A 16,558-nucleotide genomic window follows, 5' to 3' on the forward strand; every position below is an offset into this window, starting at 1 on the left:
AAATGCGTGAGAGAATTATGCCGCCTCCCGGATTTGAACCGGGGACAGCTCGATCTTCAGTCGAGTGCTCTCCCAGTCTGAGCTAAGGCGGCGCGTTTCCAGAGAGGCCGATGATTCAAAAAAGCGTTTCGATGTGATATCACCGCGCCCTACGCGACTTTCCGGCGCTCGGTGAACCTCTCGTGACCGCCGTTCCACGTTATCGTCGTCACCGCGGCCACCGCGCCGCCGTTCCGCTTGACGCGGTAGGCGTCGAGCGGTCCCAGTCGGACGCGCTTCGTCACCGTCTTCGACTCGCCGGGCTTCAGCGTCCGGGCGGCGTCCCGTCCCTGCCAGACGACCTTGTTACCGGCCTTCAGACGCGTGTTGACGCGGACGTTCCGCACCGGGTCGTCTCCGATGTTGGTGACTCGCACGGTCACGTCCTGGCACGCGATTCCGCAGTTCGACGTCCTGACGAGGTCGAAGTCGAACTGCTGTTCGTCGCTTCGCTTCGTCGGCGCGGCGTTCGTCCCGCCGGGCTGTCGGGGGGACTGCTGCGCCGCGAGTGGGGAGGCGCTACTCGACGGGGCGGGAGACGTCGCCGCGACGGACGCGGCGCCGCCGACCCCCGACACGACGAGGAGAAGCGCGATTGCGAGGGCGAATGATCGGTGCATACGTATACGAGTAGACTCCCGCGACAGGTGTAGTTGTCGGCTGCGTGTCAGATTCGACGAATGTAGTGCGTTTCCGTAAGTCGCGACGCTCGCGAATTGTTGCTGAAGTCGGCGGGAACGAACCACTCCTCGCGTTCTCTGCTCAGGAGGAAACGTCACAACGCTTCGAGAATAGTATTCCGCCCGAGTCGCGACTGTCGTCGCGTAACGAATCAGGACGGAAAGGCAGACGTGCCGGGCGGGGCGTGCGGACTCTCGGTGACTTCTCCCCGACAATCAACGAGGAAGCGTATTCACGCGTTTGGGTTGCTAGCTAATGCACAGGTTCTGGTTGGGCCTGTGTGCCCGACAGGTCTACCAGAAGGCCATATCGACTGGCCCTCCCATGTGTGTCTATGTGTCGCATGGTATTTAAATCCAACGAATAGGGGAGTGCAGTATATCCGGATCACCCGAAACGTGTCGGTTCTCGACCTCCTATTTCCGCCAACGACTGATTCCGACGGGAGTGGCGACAAGGAGCGTCCCGAAGGCTGTAGAGGCGTACTTTCCAGAAGTGGGCTTGCGCGGAGTCGAACTAAGATCTTTCACTCCCGAGTTCGACCGCCCTCTCGTCCCTACAACACTGTTCGCTGTCGCTCACGGGTTGTAGTGGGCTCGGGCGGAGTCGAACCACCGATCTCTTCCTTGTAAGGGAAGCGTCATAACCACTAGACCACGAGCCCGCAACACGAATCAATCCGTACACGCGGATAACGGTTTCCAATCGCCGCGCGGGGGAACCGTTAGGTCCACCGCGTCCGTTCTCCGGGTATGGTCGATTCGCGGTACTCGCTCGGGTCGGTTCTCCTCGCCGCCCTCGTCCTCGTCTCGGTTGGCGCACTCGTCGTCGCCTCCAACCCAACGCTGCTCCCCGGCGGCGATTACAACCGGACGTCCGTCTCTATCGTCTCCGAGGGCGAGGTGGTGACGAAAGTCGACGTACGCGTCGCCGACTCCTACGAGAAACGCTACACGGGTCTCAGTGACACCGAATCGCTCGGTGCCGACGAGGGGATGCTGTTCGTCCACGACGAGGAGGGCGAATACGCCTACGTGATGCGGGAGATGGCCTTCCCGCTTGACATCGTCTTCGTCGACGCCAACGGCACCATCACGCGGATACACCACGCCGAACTCCCGTCCGAGGGCGCCTCCGGGGACGACCTGACGAGGTACCGCGGCACCGGGAAGTACGTGCTCGAAGTGCCGTACGGCTACACCAACGAAACCGGCGTCGACGTGGGTGATACCGTCCGAATCGACGACTACTGACGGCGACGCCTCCGACCGACTGCATGTTCCACCGACGGCCGCCCGGAAGCGAAACACCGAGGGCCGACGAGCGACGAACTCGGGTATGAGCGACGCCGCAGACGCCGCCGCGCTCGCCGACTTGGACGGCTGGCACGCCGAGGGGTTCGCCGCCCGCGTCCACTACCGCGGCGCCGGCGACCGATACAGCATCGAGTACTACGAACCCTCCGCGTGCGTCCTCTACTGGAAGGTGAAGGGCGACGGCGAGACGGCGGTTCCCGTCGGCCGCGACACGGTTCCCGACCCCCTTCGAGCGCGCGTCCGGGAGGACCTCTCCGAGGCCGGTATCGACCCCGAGGTGGAGTCGCGGCATCTCTGAGGTCCGGGTCCCGGACCGGTCCGGTCTGACCCCCGGGACGCGCCGAATTACGGAGTGTTTCGGTTCGTAACGAACGCTTTAGTGCGACCGCCCCCGAAAAACGCTAATGGCTCCTCCCGTAGACGAAGACGACCCCTTCGAGGACCAACGGGCGAACGTCGACGATCCGATGCGTCGGCTCTTCGCCGAGTACGGACGCGAGAACTCGCTCGCGTTCGTCGTCGGCCTGCTCTCCAGCGTCGTCGCCCGCCTCCTCGACCTCATCCCCCCGGTGTTGCTCACCGTCGCCGTCGACGCCATCTTCCTCGACGAGCGGACGTTCAGCCTCTGGTTCGTTCCCGACGCGTGGGTGCCCGGTACGCAGACGGGACAGCTCTACCTCTCGACGGCGCTCATCGCCCTCGCCTTCTTCGGCGGCGCGGCGTTCCACTGGTCCCGCAACTGGGGCTGGAACTCCTTCTCTCAGCACATCCAGCACGCCGTCCGAACGGACACCTACGACAAGATGCAGCGGCTCAACATGGACTTCTTCGCCGACAAGCAGACCGGCGAGATGATGTCTATCCTCTCGAACGACGTCAATCGCCTCGAACGATTCCTCAACGACGGGATGAACTCCGCGTTCCGCCTCGGCGTGATGGTCGTCGGCATCGCCGCCATCCTCATCTACTGGAACTGGCAGTTGGCCATCGTCACTCTGCTCGTCGTCCCCCTCATCGGCTACTTCACCTACCGGTTCATCCAGACCATCCAACCGAAGTACGCCGACGTCCGCTCGTCGGTCGGTCGCGTCAACTCCCGACTGGAGAACAACCTCGGCGGCATCCAGGTCATCAAAACCTCGAACACCGAGAGCTTCGAGTCCGACCGCGTCGAGGACGTCTCCGGGGACTACTTCGACGCCAACTGGGACGCCATCGGCACGCGCATCAAGTTCTTCCCGGCGCTCCGCGTCATGGCGGGCGTCGGCTTCGTCCTCACCTTCCTCATCGGCGGCGTCTGGGTGCTCACCTACCAGTCGACCGGGGCCGCACCGCTCTTTTTCAGCGGCTCGCTCACCCCCGGCGAGTTCGTCGGCTTCATCGTCTTCACCCAGCGGTTCATCTGGCCGATGGCCCAATTCGGTCAAATAATTAATATGTACCAGCGCGCGAAGGCCTCCAGCGCCCGCATCTTCGGTCTGATGGACGAACCCTCCCGCATCACCGAGCACCCCGACGCGGACGAACTCGTCGTCGACGAGGGCGAAGTCGTCTACGACGACGTGACGTTCGGCTACGACGAGGAGGAGACCATCGTCGAGGACGTCTCCTTCGAGGTCGGCGGCGGCGAGACGCTCGCCCTGGTCGGTCCGACGGGCGCCGGGAAGTCGACGGTGCTGAAACTCCTCCTCCGGATGTACGACGTCGACGAGGGGGCCATCGAAGTCGACGGCACCGACGTCCGCGACGTGACCATCCCGAGTCTCCGGCGAGCCATCGGCTACGTGAGTCAGGACACGTTCATGTTCTACGGCACCGTCGCCGAGAACATCAAGTACGGGTCGTTCGGCGCCGCCGCCGACGAGGTCGTCGAGGCCGCGAAGGCCGCCGAGGCGCACGGCTTCATCTCGAACCTCCCGGAGGGCTACGACACCGAGATAGGCGAACGCGGCGTGAAGCTCTCGGGCGGACAGCGCCAGCGGCTCTCCATCGCCCGCGCTATCCTCAAAGACCCGGAGATTCTGGTGTTGGACGAGGCCACCTCCGACGTCGACACCGAGACCGAGATGCTCATCCAGCGCTCCTTGGACCGCCTCACGGAGGACCGGACGACGTTCAGCATCGCCCACCGTCTTTCGACCATCAAGGACGCCGACACCATCCTCGTCCTCGAAGACGGCCGGGTGGTCGAACGAGGGGGGCACGAGGACCTGCTCGCCGAGGACGGCCTCTACGCGCACCTGTGGGGCGTGCAGGCCGGCGAGATAGACGAGCTACCGGAGGAGTTCGTCGAGCGCGCGAGCCGCCGCGCGTCGCGGACGACGGTGGAATCCGAGTCCGGCGACGACTGAGAAAGAGCGGAGTCGCTCGAGTCGGTTCGACCGCTCAGAACGAGTCGGTTCGACCGCTCAGAACGAGTCGGTCTCTTCGTCGGGGGCCGTACCGGCTCCGCGGTCGCTGTGACCCTCGTCGGCCGCCTCGCCGCCGACCATCATCATCACCGTCTCGAACACTTCCTCGGCCGACTCGAACTCGTCGACGCCGACGCCTTCGATGACGTCCCCGAACCGCTCCTCGCCGTCGTTGTACTCGACGGTTCGGTCGCCGTACTCCTCGGTCAGTTCGTCGGGCGTCGCCGGGTAGTCGTGGTTCTCCAGTTCGTCGCCCAACTCGCCGAAGTCGACGCCTTGGCTTCGTTCGTCACTCATACACCGGCATTCTCGGTCCCGCTTGAATGGTCTTTGGGCCGTCCCGTCCCTGGGTCTCGTCCCGCACGCCGGTGCGCGTTCGACCCCGAGCGCTCCCGCCGGTTACAAGCGACTCCGGCGCGGACAGCGGGGTATGCGACTCTCGGAGGCGACGTGGACGGACGTATCGGATCTCGCAGGGGAGACGGACATCGCCTATCTCCCGGTCGGCAGCACCGAACAGCACGGCCCGCACGCGCCGCTCGGAACGGACGCGTTCACCGCCGAAGCCGTCGCCGACGCCGGCGCCGAGGCGTACGACGGCGAGGTGGTCGTCGCGCCGACCCTCCCCGTCGGCGTCGCGGCCGAACACCGGCAGTTCCCGGGGACGCTGTGGCTCTCGCCGGACACGTTCCGCGACACGGTCCGGGAGACGGCGACCAGTCTCGCCTCGCACGGGTTCGACCGGGTGGTCGTCGTCAACGGTCACGGCGGGAACGTCGACGCCCTGCGCGAGGTGACGGGGACGATGACCCGCGAGGACGACGTTTACGCCGTCGCGTTCACGTGGTTCGAGGCCGTCGGCGACTACGGCTCGGAGATGGGACACGGCGGCAAACTGGAGACGGCGCTGCTCCGACGGGTCGCCCCCGAACTGGTGCGCGACGACCGCATCGAGGAGGCGCGCGACGGTGGGAGTCCGCGCTGGGGCGACTGGAACGCCGGCGTCAACCTGGCGCACGACTCCGCGGAGTTCACCGAGAACGGCGTCGTCGGGGACCCCTCGACGGGGACCGCGGAGGTGGGTGAGGAACTACTCGAACTGGCGGCGGCGTCGCTGGCGCGACTCACGTCGGCCGTCGCGGAACGGGACGTCTCGCGGCCCGACCGACGGGAGTGAGTCGGCGAGTGCGAGACGCGAGGAAGGGGCTCCCGCGTCAGTCGTCCGCTTCGGCCTCGTCCGCCGACTCCTCGTCGGCGTCGGCGTCCGCTTCGGTCTCCTCTTCTTCCTCGTCGGCGTCCGCCTCGGCTTCGTCCACTTCTTCCGTTTCTTCCTCGTCAGCGTCTTCGGCCGCCGCTTCGGCGGCGTCCTCGGCCTCCTGCAACTGACTCCGCAGTTGCGGCATCGTGCTCGTGAGCTCACCGACGAGTTCGCCCGCCTCGCGGATGGAGTCGAGCAGTTCCGTCATCGACTCTATCTCTTCTTCCAAGTCGTCTGCGTCCTCGAACGCCTCGGCTCGCTGGCCGATGATGAACGTCTTCTTGGCCTGTCGCAGGTGGTCGTCGGCGTCACCCACGTCTAACGAGGAACGCAGGCCGTTGAGGACGCCGAGGACGTTGTCGGCTTCGGCGTCCCAGACGTCGTCCGTGGCGGGAAGCGCGCTCCGGGCGGCGTCGAGGTGTTCTTCGACGTCCGCACGCATCTCCTCAGCAGCCTCTCCGAACAGGTCGTCATCAGCGAGTGTGCTCTGGCTACTCATACCCGTCGTTTCGACGCGAAGTGGTTTAAATACATGCCCGAAAGTGAAAGTGAAATCCGGTACGAGGACCCGTCTCGACGCGGATTCACCCGTCGACGGAGACGAGCTTCATCAGCGGGTAGCCGTCCTCCATCTCCATCCGCGTCCGCACGGCCGTCCCCTCGTACTCGACGTCCATCTCGACTTCGAGGAACCGCCCCGTCAGTTCCGTGTAGTCGGCCGCCGACGCCGCGAGTTCGGCCGCCAATTCGTCTTCGAGCACCGTCACGCGCACGTCCTCGCAGTGGGGTTGGTTCTCTATCGATTCCTCCATCGCCCGCGCGAGACTGTCGGCGCTCTCGGGGCTGACGGGCGTTCCGGCGAACTGGTGGTACAGCGATCCGAACTTGATTCCCGCCTCGAAGCAGGCGTTTTCGGCGTCCGTGGGCATGGACGTGGCTCCGAGGGAGCGGCCATAGACGTGTCGCCTCGCGTGCGGCGTGAATCGGATATTTCTTAGCCGTCCTTCGCAGAGTAGGTATCGAATGGACGAACCGGTTCTGCTGACAGGGGCTGGCGGGCGTGTCGGACAGGCCATTCTCCGGCACATCGGGGACCGATTCGAGTGGCGACTGCTGGATCGAGAACAGTTGGGCGAATCGAAACGGCCGGACTCGGTGCCCGACGACGACGTGTTCGCGACGGACATTACCGACGAGGCGGGCGTCCGCGAGGCGATAGACGGCGTCTACGCCGTCATCCACCTCGCCGGCGACCCGCGTCCGGAGGCGCCGTGGGACAGCGTCCTTCGGAACAACATCGACGGCACGCACACGCTCTTTCAGGCGGCCGTGGAGGCCGGCGTCGAGAAGTTCGCCTTCGCGTCGTCGAACCACGCCGTCGGCGCCTACGAGACGACCGACCGGACGCCGGACCTCTACCGTCCCGAGGACGACTTCCGCCTCAACGGCACCGAACTCCCGCGTCCGAGCAACCTCTACGGCGTGAGCAAGGCGACCGGCGAAATCCTCGGCCGTTACTACCACGACAACCACGACATCTCCGTCGTCAACGTCCGCATCGGCAACCTCACCGAGGGGCATCCGCCCATCGACTACGAACGCGGACAGGCGATGTGGCTCTCGTACCGCGACTGCGCGAATCTGTTCGAGCGCTGCGTCCTCGCCGACTACGACTACGAGACCGTGTACGGAATCAGCGACAACGACCGCAGATACTACTCCATCGAACGCGCGCGGTCCGTCCTCGGCTACGAACCGACGGACAACTCTGCCGAATACGAGGACGAGGACGAGAGCGACTGCGCGAACGGCGACGACGACTGACGACTCCTCACTCGAACAGCCCGGACACGTCCGCCTCCCGTCCGCGCCGCCGTTCGGCGTGCTCTCGCAACCGCTGGTAGACGAGACCCCGCCGTTCCCCGCCGCCGACGAACTCGAACAGCAACGCGACGAACCGCGTCGTCGAGGCCCCCGATTCGACCTCCTCGCGCCCGTAGCGCGCGGCGTCGTCGACGACGCTCTCGTCCCACCGCTCCCCGTCTTCGGCGAGGAGTCGCGCCGCCGCGACGGCCTCCTCGAACGAGAGGTCCTCCGCGCGCACGGCGACGCCGCCGACGGTCAGCGGGACGGGCGACGCTCGCTCGGCGAACTCCGGGTCGGCGGCCAGACGGTCGAGATACGCCCGAACCTCCCCGACGTTCACCTCGCGGTAGTCCGACGCCACCTCGCCGAGGTAGCCGCTCGCACTCTCGGCCAGTCCCCGCGCACCGCTCCAGTTGCGGGTCCGCGCGTGGTACACCGCCGCGGTGTACTGGATGAGACCGTGCAGCAGTCGCTCGTCGGCGGTTCCCTCGTCGAGCGGTAGCCACTCGTCCTCCCACGCGTCGTGGGCGGCGTGGTGGTCCCCCCCGTTGAACACCGCCGCGCCGACGCGGAGCGCTCCTTCCATACGTCTCCGAGGTTCTCCCGGCGGTAAATACCCCACGCGAGCGATCCCTCGTTCGTTCTCGGTGACAAGCTTATCTACTCTCGGGACATATGTTATTTGATAGCATATGGACATACTCCAACCCTCGACTCCCGCGGGGGACGTTGGATGAAACGACTCACCACCTCCACCTGCATCGGGTGCGGCGACCCGTACCTGTTCACGAGTATCTACAAGGGCAACTACTGCAGCGACTGCCACGAGACGTGGTCAACTCGCCAACCTGACCGCGGGCGACCCAAACCTCGTCCGATACGCTCGCGCGTCGTCTCCTCCGTCCGGCGCATCGTCGACGAGGACGACGCGCCGTCGCGGTACGATGAGGAGTAGTCGGCACCGACCGGTGGTTCCGCGTCCGTCCATCAGATCGCGCGGAACCCGTTTTAGCGGGCTCACACGCGGATAGACGCGAGTCTGGGTCCGTCAGGTGGAACAGGCGCGGAACCTTCGGCTCCGTGAGCAAGCGGAAGCGTCGCTCGCGACGTAGCGCGCTGAAAACGTCCTGACTGAGATTTGAACTCACTCGCTCACGACGTTCGCTCGTTGCTCAAATCTCCCTGTACAACGCAGAAACCGGCGCGGGCTCCTCGCTTCGCTCGTCGCGTAGCGCCTCGCAGAAACGTCCTGACGGAGTCCCNCAAATCTCCCTGTACAACGCAGAAACCGGCGCGGGCTCCTCGCTTCGCTCGTCGCGTAGCGCCTCGCAGAAACGTCCTGACGGAGTCCCACGCGAGCGGACGCGAGCGTGGGGCACGTCAGGTCGCGAATGAAATGAGCGTCCTGACGGAGATTTGAACTCCGGTCCCTGGCTCCGCAAGCCAGGAGGATAGTCCACTACCCTATCAGGACTCACTCNGAATGAAATGAGCGTCCTGACGGAGATTTGAACTCCGGTCCCTGGCTCCGCAAGCCAGGAGGATAGTCCACTACCCTATCAGGACTCACTCTTCGATACAGCGCATCCACTTAAGACGGTTACGATGTTGTTGGTTCGTTTCCGAGACGACGAGATACCGAGTCGTTCCGTAGGACTCTCGCCCTGTTCGCCGCAGAGTGCCACGTGAACAGGGTGATATCTCACGAGCGGGATGTGCTGCGGAACAGAGAGGATGTCTGTCGCGGTCGGGCTTTGTGGGCCCGCGGTAAGGCGGCCGCTGGAACAAAACAAGCGCGCGGGTCGGCAGCGCTATCGGCACACTGATTCGGAACGGAGGTGGACGCGTATCGAAAGTCTCGTGCGGCGCCCTCTGGGTCGATTGCTGTCCTCGCATTCGCTCTCAGTCACTTCTCACCGCGTCCACCGAGCGACGTACGGAAGAGTCAGGAAAGTACGAACCAGGTGGACACGGTATAAGTGGGTTATACGGTTAAGATACAAACCGATGCGGTTACGGGTCGTCTTTTGATCTGTATGCCACAGCGAACCCGCGTCGACGGGCCGACCGGAGAGACCGAATCGAAATTTTACCACCCCGCCGGGTCCGACCCGCCGTTCGTAGTTAGTCAATTGGAGCGGATCTGGAAGATGCTTTTTACCCACGAGGCTGAAATATAGATATAGCCGTGGACGAACGCGTTGCAACAGTCGGCTCGGGGGGAGACTGCACTACTTCCCGATTGACTGACCCGGTTCGCTCGACACGCGTGAGACGCGGAGAGTCGACCGATAGCCTCGTATTCACGACCAGCGACCGACCGGCTCAGTTACGCCACTTCACGGCCAGCGCTACGACCCCGGTAGCGAGCACCGCGGTGTCGGGTCTCACCAAGCGTCTCGAAACCCTTCCCGGGACATTCGATGCGGTAACACTGCGATTCCAGAGAACATGACTGACGTCAAAGCGGTCGTCCGAGCCGAGCATCCGGATATCGTCCTCTCACAGACAGTCGCCCACGACCAAAGCTCGAAAGTCAGGTCGGTGTCCGAGGCGGGAACCGACCCGACGTCGGGAAAGTTCTTCTATCAGATAGAGTCCTCCGACTTCTCCCAGTTCGAGGACGGGTTGCGGAACGATAGCACCATTCGCGAATACGGGCGGGTCATCGACACTAGAGGCAAGAAGGCTATCTATAGCTTCGAGTATACAGACGAAGCGAAGATTCTCTCGCCGGTAATCTCGGCCGCCAACGGTGTCGTCCTCGACATGGAGAACGACGGAAGCGCTTGGATTCTCACGGTGTGGATCCCCGAGCGAACGGACCTCGTCCACCTCTGGGACTACGCCCAACAGAACGGCATCGATCTCGATCTACTGCGCGTGAACGAATACGCTAGTTTAGGGAGTACGGACGCCGGATTGACCGACAGCCAACGAGACGCACTTCTCGTCGCACTCGAAACGGGGTATTTCGAGGAACCGCGGGACGCCACTCTCGGCGAGGTCGCCGCCGATCTGGATATCTCTCAACCCGCAGCCAGTGGTCTCCTTCGGCGCGGAATCAGACGACTTATCGTATCGTCTCTGATGGACGACAGCGAAGCGCCGGATTGACCGACGGCCACCGGGGCAGTGGAGGCGACGCACTCCCGTGGGGGAGACCCGCGTCTCAGCCGACGTGACAGGGTGCGTGTCGTGGTGGAGACGTGCGCCGTATTCAGCACCACCACCGAGACCGGTTTCTGACCGTGGTTTCACCGCGGTACTTCACTCCATCACCGTGTTGGTTCATCGCCCAAATCTTCGCGGTGGCGCACAAGCCGGTGTAGACTCCTCGCTGCGCTCGCGACGTAGCACGCTGAAAACGTCCTGACGGAGATTTGAACTCACTCGCTCACGACGTTCGCTCGCTGCAAATCTCCCTGTACAACGCAGAAACCGGCGCGGGCTCCTCGCTTCGCTCGTCGCGTAGCGCCTCGCAGAAACGTCCTGACGGAGTCCCNGAATGAAATGAGCGTCCTGACGGAGATTTGAACTCCGGTCCCTGGCTCCGCAAGCCAGGAGGATAGTCCACTACCCTATCAGGACTCACTCAAACGTAGTCATCTCCCCTTGAAATCGGTTCCGATACGATGTCCTCCAGAGCCGTGTCACCTCGCCGCACGGAACGACCCCGTCTCGTCCTCCTCCATCACGAACGTCCGCCGAACCCTCGGTGGCTCTAACACCGCGGAGCGCGTCGGGTGGACCATGACCGACGATACGACCGACAACGCGGACGAGGCGCCGACGGTCCGGTCTGCGGCGCTCTCCGCCCTCGAAGGCAGCCCCGAAGCGGCGATAGAAACGCGCGACGACGCCGTCGTCTGCCGCGGGTGCGTTCGCGGACGGAACGGCTCCGTGATGGCCGCCCTCGACGATGCGACGTACGACTCGAAGACGGACGAACTCCGCGTCGTCGTCGCCACCGAGACGGACCCGGACGCGGGGCCGATGAGCATCCAGGCCGTCGTGGACCTCGGCTACGAAGTCGCCGTCGAGTTCGCCGGCGGTCTGCCGGGGTCGGTGACGCTCGTCGAGGACGACGCCGACGGACGCCGGGAGGCGCTCACCGCGTCGCTCTGACCGAGGCGACGAACGTTTTTCTTGGATGAGGGGGCCAGTCTCACCGTGCCAGACCGAGACGCCGAAATCGGGGGACAGCGGCCGGGTACTCCCGACAAGACAACGCTTAAGCGCGGGCCTACCTTGAACCCGTGTATGATTGTGGTCGCTCCGCTCCGAGCACCGGACAGTGCCGTCCGGACCGAAGCGCGTCGCCGACACCGCGACGGGGGTGCCGCGTAGATGGGTGCCATCGAGGAGGTGTACGACGACCTCGACACCGACGTGCCGTTCGAGGAGTTCGAGGCCGCCGTGAACGACAAGGTCGAGCAGATGGGCGGCCTCGCCGACGACGAGACGGCGGCGATGCTCATCGCGCACGAACTCCGCGACGAGGAGGTCGAGGGCATCGCCGACATCGAACCCGGCATGGACGACGTGAAGTTCCTCGGGAAGGTGATGAGCGTCGGTGAACTCCGCACGTTCGAACGCGACGGCGAGGACGAGGACGGCCGCGTGGTCAACGTCGAAGTCGCCGACGAGACGGGCCGAATTCGCATCTCGATGTGGGACGCGATGGCCGAGGACGTCGTCGAGAAACTCGAAGTCGGACAGGTCCTCCGCATCGCCGGCCGGCCGAAGGACGGCTACAACGGCGTCGAGGTCAACGTCGACAAGGTCGAACCCGACTCCGAGGCCGAGATAGACGTGCAGACGCAGGATAGCTACCGCGTCGAGGACCTCTCGCTCGGCCTCTCGGACGTGAATCTGAAGGGGCGCGTCCTCAGCACCGACAGCGTCCGCACGTTCTCGCGCGACGACGGTTCGGAGGGTCGCGTCGCCAACCTGACCCTAGGCGACCCGACGGGTCGCATCCGCGTGACGCTGTGGGACGAGAAGGCCGACCTCACAGAGGAGTTCGACGCCGACGTCACCGTCGAAGTCGTCGACGGTTACGTCCGCGAACGCGACGGCAGCCTCGAACTGCACGTCGGCAACCGCGGGACGGTGGCGGAACTCGACGAGGACGTGGAGTACGTCCCCGAGACGGCCGACATCGGGTCGCTCGAACTCGACCAGACGGTCGACATCGCCGGCGGCGTCATCGAGACGGACCCCAAGCGGACGTTCGACCGCGACGACGGCTCCGAGGGGCAGGTTCGAAACGTCCGCGTGAAAGACGACACCGGCGACATCCGCGTCGCCATGTGGGGCGAGAAGGCCGACGCCGACATCGACCTCGCGGACTACGTCGTCTTCACCGACGTGGAGATACAGGACGGCTGGCAGGAGGACCTCGAAGCCTCCGCCGGGTGGCGCTCCACGGTCTCGGTGATGGACGAGGCGCCCGAGGGCGCGGCCGGCACTGGTGCCGACGCCGAGAGCGGGGGCGGCGCGCAGCAGTCGCAGTCGCGCGGCCTCGACGCCTTCGGGGACGGAAGTTCGTCCGCCGACGCCGGGTCGTCGGACGGCGACGAGGCGGGGACGAACGCGGGTGATACGGAGGCGGACGCGGCTACCGCGGGCGCCGACGACGGCACGGCCGGCGACGCCGGAGGCGCGACCGTCGAGGAGTTCACCGGCACCGTCGTGCAGTCGGGCAGTCCGGTCGTCTTGGACGACGGGACGGAGACGCGGAGCGTCGAGACGACGGAGAGCCTCCAACTGGGCGCCGAGGTGACCGTCCGCGGGCCGGTCCGCGAGGGCCGCATCGACGCCACCGAGGTCGAGTCGGTCACGCGCTGACCGCTCACGGCTTCCCTTCCGACTCGCCCGTCCGACGTTCGACCGATCGGAGTCCCGAAAGCTCGGTCGCGCCTCGCGAGCGGACGCGCCGCCACGCCCGCCGAGAGGCGTCGAGAGCCGCTACGGAAAGGATTATACGCCGCACGCCCGGCATATGTGGGTATGAGTGTCGAGTTACCGTTCGCACCGGTCGACACGATCATCCGCCGCAACGCCGGTGACCTTCGGGTCAGCGCCGATGCCGCGGAGGAACTCGCCCGCCGCATCCAGCGGCGCGGCTCGGAGCTCGCTATCGACGCGGCCGAACGCGCCCGCGAGGACGGCCGCAAGACCCTGATGGCGTCGGACTTCGGCGTCGAACAGGTCGTCCCGCGGAACGAACTCGAACTCCCCATCGCCCCTATCGACCGTATCGCTCGCCTCGACGTCGACGACCGCTACCGCGTCTCGATGGACGCCCGCATCGCTCTCGCGGACATCCTCGAAGACTACGCCGACAACGTCGCCGGTGCCGCGGCGAAACTCGCTCGACACGCCGACCGCCGAACGATACAGGCGGAGGACATCGAGACGTACTTCTCCCTCTTCGAGTAGATGCAGTTCGGCTACAGCGAGACCTGCCTCGCACACGACACCGGCAAGCGGCACCCCGAGACCGCCGACCGCCTCCGGGCCATCCGCCGGGCGCTGGCCAAGCGACACGGCGCGGAGTACGTCGACGCCTCGTCCGCCACCGACGAGGACGTCGCGTCGGTCCACGACGACGACTACGTCGCCGAGATTCGGGAGTTCTGCGAGGGCGGCGGCGGTAACTGGGACCCCGACACCGTCGCCTCCGAAGACACCTGGGACGCCGCCCTCGCGTCGGCCGGCCTCTCCCAGTGGGGCGCGCGCGCGGCCGTCGAGGGCGCCGACGCCCGGGACACCCCGTTCGCCATCGGCCGACCGCCGGGTCACCACGCCGTCGAGGACGACGCCATGGGATTTTGCTTCGTCAACAACGCCGCCGTCGCCGCCCAGACGGTCATCGAGGCCGACGACCTGGACGTCGAGCGTGTCGCCATCTTCGATTGGGACGTCCACCACGGCAACGGCACGCAGGACATCTTCTACGACCGCGGCGACGTGTTCTACGCCTCGGTCCACGAGGACGGCCTCTACCCCGGCACCGGCGAGGTGGACGAACTCGGCGCGGGCGACGGCGAGGGGGCGACGCTGAACGCCCCCTTGGCGGCCGGCGCGGGCGACGCCGACTACCACCTGTTCGTCGAGGACGTGCTTCGACCGGCGGTCGAACGGTTCGACCCCGACCTGTTCATCGTCAGCGCCGGGTTCGACGCCCACCGCCACGACCCCATCTCGCGGATGCGCGTCTCCACGGAGGGGTACGCGCAGATGACCGACGGCGTCCGGAGCATCGCCGACGACGTCGACGCCGGCCTCGCGTTCGTCCTCGAGGGCGGATACGGCCTCGACACGCTGTCTGAGGGGGTCGCCATCGTCCACGAGACGTTCGACGGCCGCTCGCCGCTGGAGCTAGAGGAAGCGCCGGACGAGAAGACGGTGTCGCTGGTCGAGGAACTGCGCGACGCGCACGGACTGGACGACTAACGCTTTCTCTGACTCGGGCTACGGCCGCGGGTCGAAGTACCGCACGAGTTCGACGCCGAACTCCTCGGCGAGCGTTCCGACGTCTTCGCCGGCCAGCACCGCGTATCCCTCCCCCAGCGACGACTCGACGTGCGACCCGAGTCCCACCTCGAACAGCGCGTCGCTCTCTAAGAGGTCGACGGCGTCGGTGAACTCGCGTTCGCGTTCGACGGCGTAGCGGTCGCCGTCGAGGAACGGACCGTAGGCGTCGCCGTCGGCGTAGGCGTCGAAGAATCCCTCGGCGTGCTCGCGGACGTGGACCGGGGGGCCGCCGTGACGCTCGACGCTCGGGAGCGTCCGGTGGGCGAGTTCGACGAACAGGACCGCGCTGTCGGCCGCGAACGTCGCCGTCCGCACCGGGTCGAATCCCCTTCGACTCAGTTCCGACTCGACGCCCGCAATCGACTTGTACAGTTGCGGGTAGAGTTGGTCTTCGACCACGTCGGGGGCGTCGAAGACGACGGCCACCGGTTCGGTTCCGCGCCGGCGGACGTGCTCGCGAACCTCTTCGGACGAAAGCGGGTCCGGGTCGCCGCCGAAGAACGGCGCGACGCTCGGGTCGGCGAGGAGTTCGCGCGCGTAATGTTGGAAGCGGGCGACGTTCTCCGCCGAGCAGACGGCGGCGACGTTCCGCGTCGGGTCCGTCGGGTCGACGACGACGAGGGGGTCGTCGAACGACCGCGTGCCGTGCCCTTCCGGGTCGAACTCGACGGGCGGGTGCCAGTCGGCCGCGGCCCGGAGCAGCGACTCGAACCCCCCGTGTTCGAGGACGAGCAGTTCGGTGAGGTAGCCGGAGAACCCCCGCGTCCGGAGGTCGCTCCCGTACGCGCCGATACCCTTCAGGAACCGCTTGAACACCCGGACCTCGGCGGCGAGTTCGTCGTCCAAGCGCGACTGCAGGTAGTCGTTGTGGTGCGGCGTTCGGTCGACGGCCGACCGGAGCGACGCGCCGTCATTGACGTCGAAACAGGGCACGAGATCCACGTCGAACCCCTCGAACGTCCCGGTGACGTAGGGGTGCTCGGCGTACTCCTCCCGTCCGTCGGGAAGGACGGCGTTGCCGACGGCGAGTCCGTAGCGTTCCAGCGACTCGCGGTCGGTTCCCTCGGGGAAGCGCACGAACAGGTCGATGTCCCGGTCGCCCGAGAGCCACGTCCCGCGGGCCGTCGACCCGACCTGGACGACGTCGGCCGCGACGCCCAACTCGTCGAGCGCCTCCCCGACGCGAGCCGAGAGCGCGTCGACGGCTTCGGAGAGCGCCGACCGCTCGGCCGCGTCCGGGTCGATTCGCTCGCGAACGCGGGCGACGACGCGGGATAGCTCCTCGGAGTCCGACTCGGGCATGTCGCTCGCGGCTTGTTCGCCGGCGGGCGAAAGCGTGTCGGTGCGGGCCGCCTCGGACGCACGCTCACACCCCGCACCCGTCGGGTGAAAACGAAAGCCCTATCAAAGTTCCTCGGTGTACAACTGAGTGCGGACGCACG

At 65.9% G+C, this 16,558-nt stretch carries 17 protein-coding genes and 5 tRNA genes; 11 read left to right on the forward strand and 11 right to left on the reverse strand.

What is annotated here, in order from left to right:
- Positions 1–18: 18 nt before the first annotated feature.
- The 3 genes from C474_RS12265 to C474_RS12275 all read right to left on the reverse strand — a co-directional run bounded on the left by C474_RS12265 (position 19) and on the right by C474_RS12275 (position 1,384).
- A tRNA-Phe gene (locus C474_RS12265) sits at positions 19–92 on the reverse strand.
- A 57-nt stretch (positions 93–149) separates the two neighbouring features.
- Positions 150–659, reverse strand: a complete 510-nt coding sequence (locus C474_RS12270; RefSeq protein ID WP_008387218.1) for a hypothetical protein — start codon at positions 657–659, stop codon at positions 150–152.
- Between the two features lie 652 nt (positions 660–1,311).
- Positions 1,312–1,384: transfer RNA gene (locus C474_RS12275), tRNA-Val, on the reverse strand.
- Positions 1,385–1,472: 88 nt separating this feature from the next.
- On the opposite strand from C474_RS12275, the gene C474_RS12280 reads away from it, so the two are divergent.
- The 3 genes from C474_RS12280 to C474_RS12290 all read left to right on the forward strand — a co-directional run bounded on the left by C474_RS12280 (position 1,473) and on the right by C474_RS12290 (position 4,387).
- Positions 1,473–1,973: a DUF192 domain-containing protein gene (locus tag C474_RS12280; RefSeq protein ID WP_008387220.1), complete on the forward strand. Its 501-nt coding sequence runs from the start codon at positions 1,473–1,475 to the stop codon at positions 1,971–1,973.
- Between the two features lie 85 nt (positions 1,974–2,058).
- On the forward strand, positions 2,059–2,334 hold the full coding sequence (locus tag C474_RS12285; RefSeq protein WP_008387221.1) for a DUF7538 family protein: 276 nt from the start codon (positions 2,059–2,061) through the stop codon (positions 2,332–2,334).
- 106 nt (positions 2,335–2,440) lie between these two features.
- The gene (locus tag C474_RS12290; RefSeq protein WP_008387222.1) at positions 2,441–4,387 is read left to right on the forward strand and encodes an ABC transporter ATP-binding protein; all 1,947 of its coding nucleotides are present in this window, start codon (positions 2,441–2,443) and stop codon (positions 4,385–4,387) included.
- Between the two features lie 57 nt (positions 4,388–4,444).
- Here the strand turns inward: C474_RS12290 and C474_RS12295 are convergent, their stop codons facing one another.
- Positions 4,445–4,744 (reverse strand): DUF5789 family protein, encoded by a 300-nt coding sequence (locus tag C474_RS12295; RefSeq protein ID WP_008387224.1) that lies wholly within the window; start codon positions 4,742–4,744, stop codon positions 4,445–4,447.
- A gap of 133 nt (positions 4,745–4,877) precedes the next feature.
- Here C474_RS12295 and C474_RS12300 point away from each other — a divergent pair, with 133 nt between their 5' ends.
- Positions 4,878–5,624, forward strand: a complete 747-nt coding sequence (locus C474_RS12300; protein ID WP_008387226.1) for a creatininase family protein — start codon at positions 4,878–4,880, stop codon at positions 5,622–5,624.
- A 37-nt stretch (positions 5,625–5,661) separates the two neighbouring features.
- On the opposite strand, the gene C474_RS12305 is transcribed toward C474_RS12300, so the two are convergent.
- Entirely contained in the window at positions 5,662–6,204 is a 543-nt protein-coding gene (locus tag C474_RS12305) for a DUF5790 family protein (RefSeq protein ID WP_049916943.1), read from the reverse strand.
- 85 nt (positions 6,205–6,289) lie between these two features.
- Positions 6,290–6,634, reverse strand: coding sequence for a dihydroneopterin aldolase family protein (locus C474_RS12310; RefSeq protein ID WP_008387230.1), 345 nt, complete (start codon positions 6,632–6,634; stop codon positions 6,290–6,292).
- A gap of 94 nt (positions 6,635–6,728) precedes the next feature.
- On the opposite strand from C474_RS12310, the gene azf reads away from it, so the two are divergent.
- Entirely contained in the window at positions 6,729–7,529 is an 801-nt protein-coding gene (azf, locus tag C474_RS12315; RefSeq protein ID WP_008387232.1) for an NAD-dependent glucose-6-phosphate dehydrogenase Azf, read from the forward strand.
- A gap of 7 nt (positions 7,530–7,536) precedes the next feature.
- On the opposite strand, the gene C474_RS12320 is transcribed toward azf, so the two are convergent.
- Complete coding sequence (locus C474_RS12320) at positions 7,537–8,157, reverse strand: DUF309 domain-containing protein (RefSeq protein WP_008387233.1); 621 nt, start codon at positions 8,155–8,157, stop codon at positions 7,537–7,539.
- A gap of 147 nt (positions 8,158–8,304) precedes the next feature.
- Here C474_RS12320 and C474_RS12325 point away from each other — a divergent pair, with 147 nt between their 5' ends.
- The gene (locus C474_RS12325; RefSeq protein WP_008387235.1) at positions 8,305–8,526 is read left to right on the forward strand and encodes a DUF7564 family protein; all 222 of its coding nucleotides are present in this window, start codon (positions 8,305–8,307) and stop codon (positions 8,524–8,526) included.
- Positions 8,527–8,972: 446 nt separating this feature from the next.
- Here C474_RS12325 and C474_RS12330 read toward each other — a convergent pair.
- Both C474_RS12330 and C474_RS12335 read right to left on the reverse strand, forming a co-directional pair.
- Positions 8,973–9,045 (reverse strand) — tRNA-Arg (locus tag C474_RS12330).
- Between the two features lie 19 nt (positions 9,046–9,064).
- A tRNA-Arg gene (locus tag C474_RS12335) sits at positions 9,065–9,137 on the reverse strand.
- Between the two features lie 885 nt (positions 9,138–10,022).
- On the opposite strand from C474_RS12335, the gene C474_RS12340 reads away from it, so the two are divergent.
- Positions 10,023–10,688: a helix-turn-helix domain-containing protein gene (locus tag C474_RS12340; RefSeq protein ID WP_008387237.1), complete on the forward strand. Its 666-nt coding sequence runs from the start codon at positions 10,023–10,025 to the stop codon at positions 10,686–10,688.
- A 401-nt stretch (positions 10,689–11,089) separates the two neighbouring features.
- Here C474_RS12340 and C474_RS12345 read toward each other — a convergent pair.
- Positions 11,090–11,162, reverse strand: a tRNA-Arg gene (locus C474_RS12345).
- A 162-nt stretch (positions 11,163–11,324) separates the two neighbouring features.
- Between C474_RS12345 and C474_RS12350 the strand changes: the two genes are divergently transcribed.
- From C474_RS12350 to C474_RS12365, 4 genes are all read left to right on the forward strand, one after another.
- Entirely contained in the window at positions 11,325–11,699 is a 375-nt protein-coding gene (locus C474_RS12350) for a hypothetical protein (RefSeq protein ID WP_008387238.1), read from the forward strand.
- Between the two features lie 222 nt (positions 11,700–11,921).
- Complete coding sequence (locus C474_RS12355) at positions 11,922–13,424, forward strand: single-stranded DNA binding protein (protein ID WP_008387240.1); 1,503 nt, start codon at positions 11,922–11,924, stop codon at positions 13,422–13,424.
- 162 nt (positions 13,425–13,586) lie between these two features.
- Entirely contained in the window at positions 13,587–14,018 is a 432-nt protein-coding gene (locus C474_RS12360; RefSeq protein ID WP_008387242.1) for a histone family protein, read from the forward strand.
- Positions 14,019–15,035, forward strand: a complete 1,017-nt coding sequence (locus C474_RS12365; protein WP_008387244.1) for a histone deacetylase family protein — start codon at positions 14,019–14,021, stop codon at positions 15,033–15,035.
- A gap of 18 nt (positions 15,036–15,053) precedes the next feature.
- On the opposite strand, the gene cca is transcribed toward C474_RS12365, so the two are convergent.
- Complete coding sequence (gene cca, locus C474_RS12370; protein WP_008387245.1) at positions 15,054–16,418, reverse strand: CCA tRNA nucleotidyltransferase; 1,365 nt, start codon at positions 16,416–16,418, stop codon at positions 15,054–15,056.
- Between the last annotated feature and the right edge of the window lie 140 nt (positions 16,419–16,558).

Source organism: Halogeometricum pallidum JCM 14848, from assembly GCF_000337095.1.
Taxonomy (GTDB): Archaea; Halobacteriota; Halobacteria; order Halobacteriales; family Haloferacaceae; genus Halogeometricum; species Halogeometricum pallidum.

Bases quoted from the DNA above. Each gene is read 5' to 3' on its own strand.
- C474_RS12270 (WP_008387218.1), bottom strand. From the start codon at position 659: ATGCACCGATCATTCGCCCTCGCAATCGCGCTTCTCCTCGTCGTGTCG.
- C474_RS12280 (WP_008387220.1), top strand. From the start codon at position 1,473: ATGGTCGATTCGCGGTACTCGCTCGGGTCGGTTCTCCTCGCCGCCCTC.
- C474_RS12285 (WP_008387221.1), top strand. From the start codon at position 2,059: ATGAGCGACGCCGCAGACGCCGCCGCGCTCGCCGACTTGGACGGCTGG.
- C474_RS12290 (WP_008387222.1), top strand. From the start codon at position 2,441: ATGGCTCCTCCCGTAGACGAAGACGACCCCTTCGAGGACCAACGGGCG.
- C474_RS12295 (WP_008387224.1), bottom strand. From the start codon at position 4,744: ATGAGTGACGAACGAAGCCAAGGCGTCGACTTCGGCGAGTTGGGCGAC.
- C474_RS12300 (WP_008387226.1), top strand. From the start codon at position 4,878: ATGCGACTCTCGGAGGCGACGTGGACGGACGTATCGGATCTCGCAGGG.
- C474_RS12305 (WP_049916943.1), bottom strand. From the start codon at position 6,204: ATGAGTAGCCAGAGCACACTCGCTGATGACGACCTGTTCGGAGAGGCT.
- C474_RS12310 (WP_008387230.1), bottom strand. From the start codon at position 6,634: ATGCCCACGGACGCCGAAAACGCCTGCTTCGAGGCGGGAATCAAGTTC.
- azf (WP_008387232.1), top strand. From the start codon at position 6,729: ATGGACGAACCGGTTCTGCTGACAGGGGCTGGCGGGCGTGTCGGACAG.
- C474_RS12320 (WP_008387233.1), bottom strand. From the start codon at position 8,157: ATGGAAGGAGCGCTCCGCGTCGGCGCGGCGGTGTTCAACGGGGGGGAC.
- C474_RS12325 (WP_008387235.1), top strand. From the start codon at position 8,305: ATGAAACGACTCACCACCTCCACCTGCATCGGGTGCGGCGACCCGTAC.
- C474_RS12340 (WP_008387237.1), top strand. From the start codon at position 10,023: ATGACTGACGTCAAAGCGGTCGTCCGAGCCGAGCATCCGGATATCGTC.
- C474_RS12350 (WP_008387238.1), top strand. From the start codon at position 11,325: ATGACCGACGATACGACCGACAACGCGGACGAGGCGCCGACGGTCCGG.
- C474_RS12355 (WP_008387240.1), top strand. From the start codon at position 11,922: ATGGGTGCCATCGAGGAGGTGTACGACGACCTCGACACCGACGTGCCG.
- C474_RS12360 (WP_008387242.1), top strand. From the start codon at position 13,587: ATGAGTGTCGAGTTACCGTTCGCACCGGTCGACACGATCATCCGCCGC.
- C474_RS12365 (WP_008387244.1), top strand. From the start codon at position 14,019: ATGCAGTTCGGCTACAGCGAGACCTGCCTCGCACACGACACCGGCAAG.
- cca (WP_008387245.1), bottom strand. From the start codon at position 16,418: ATGCCCGAGTCGGACTCCGAGGAGCTATCCCGCGTCGTCGCCCGCGTT.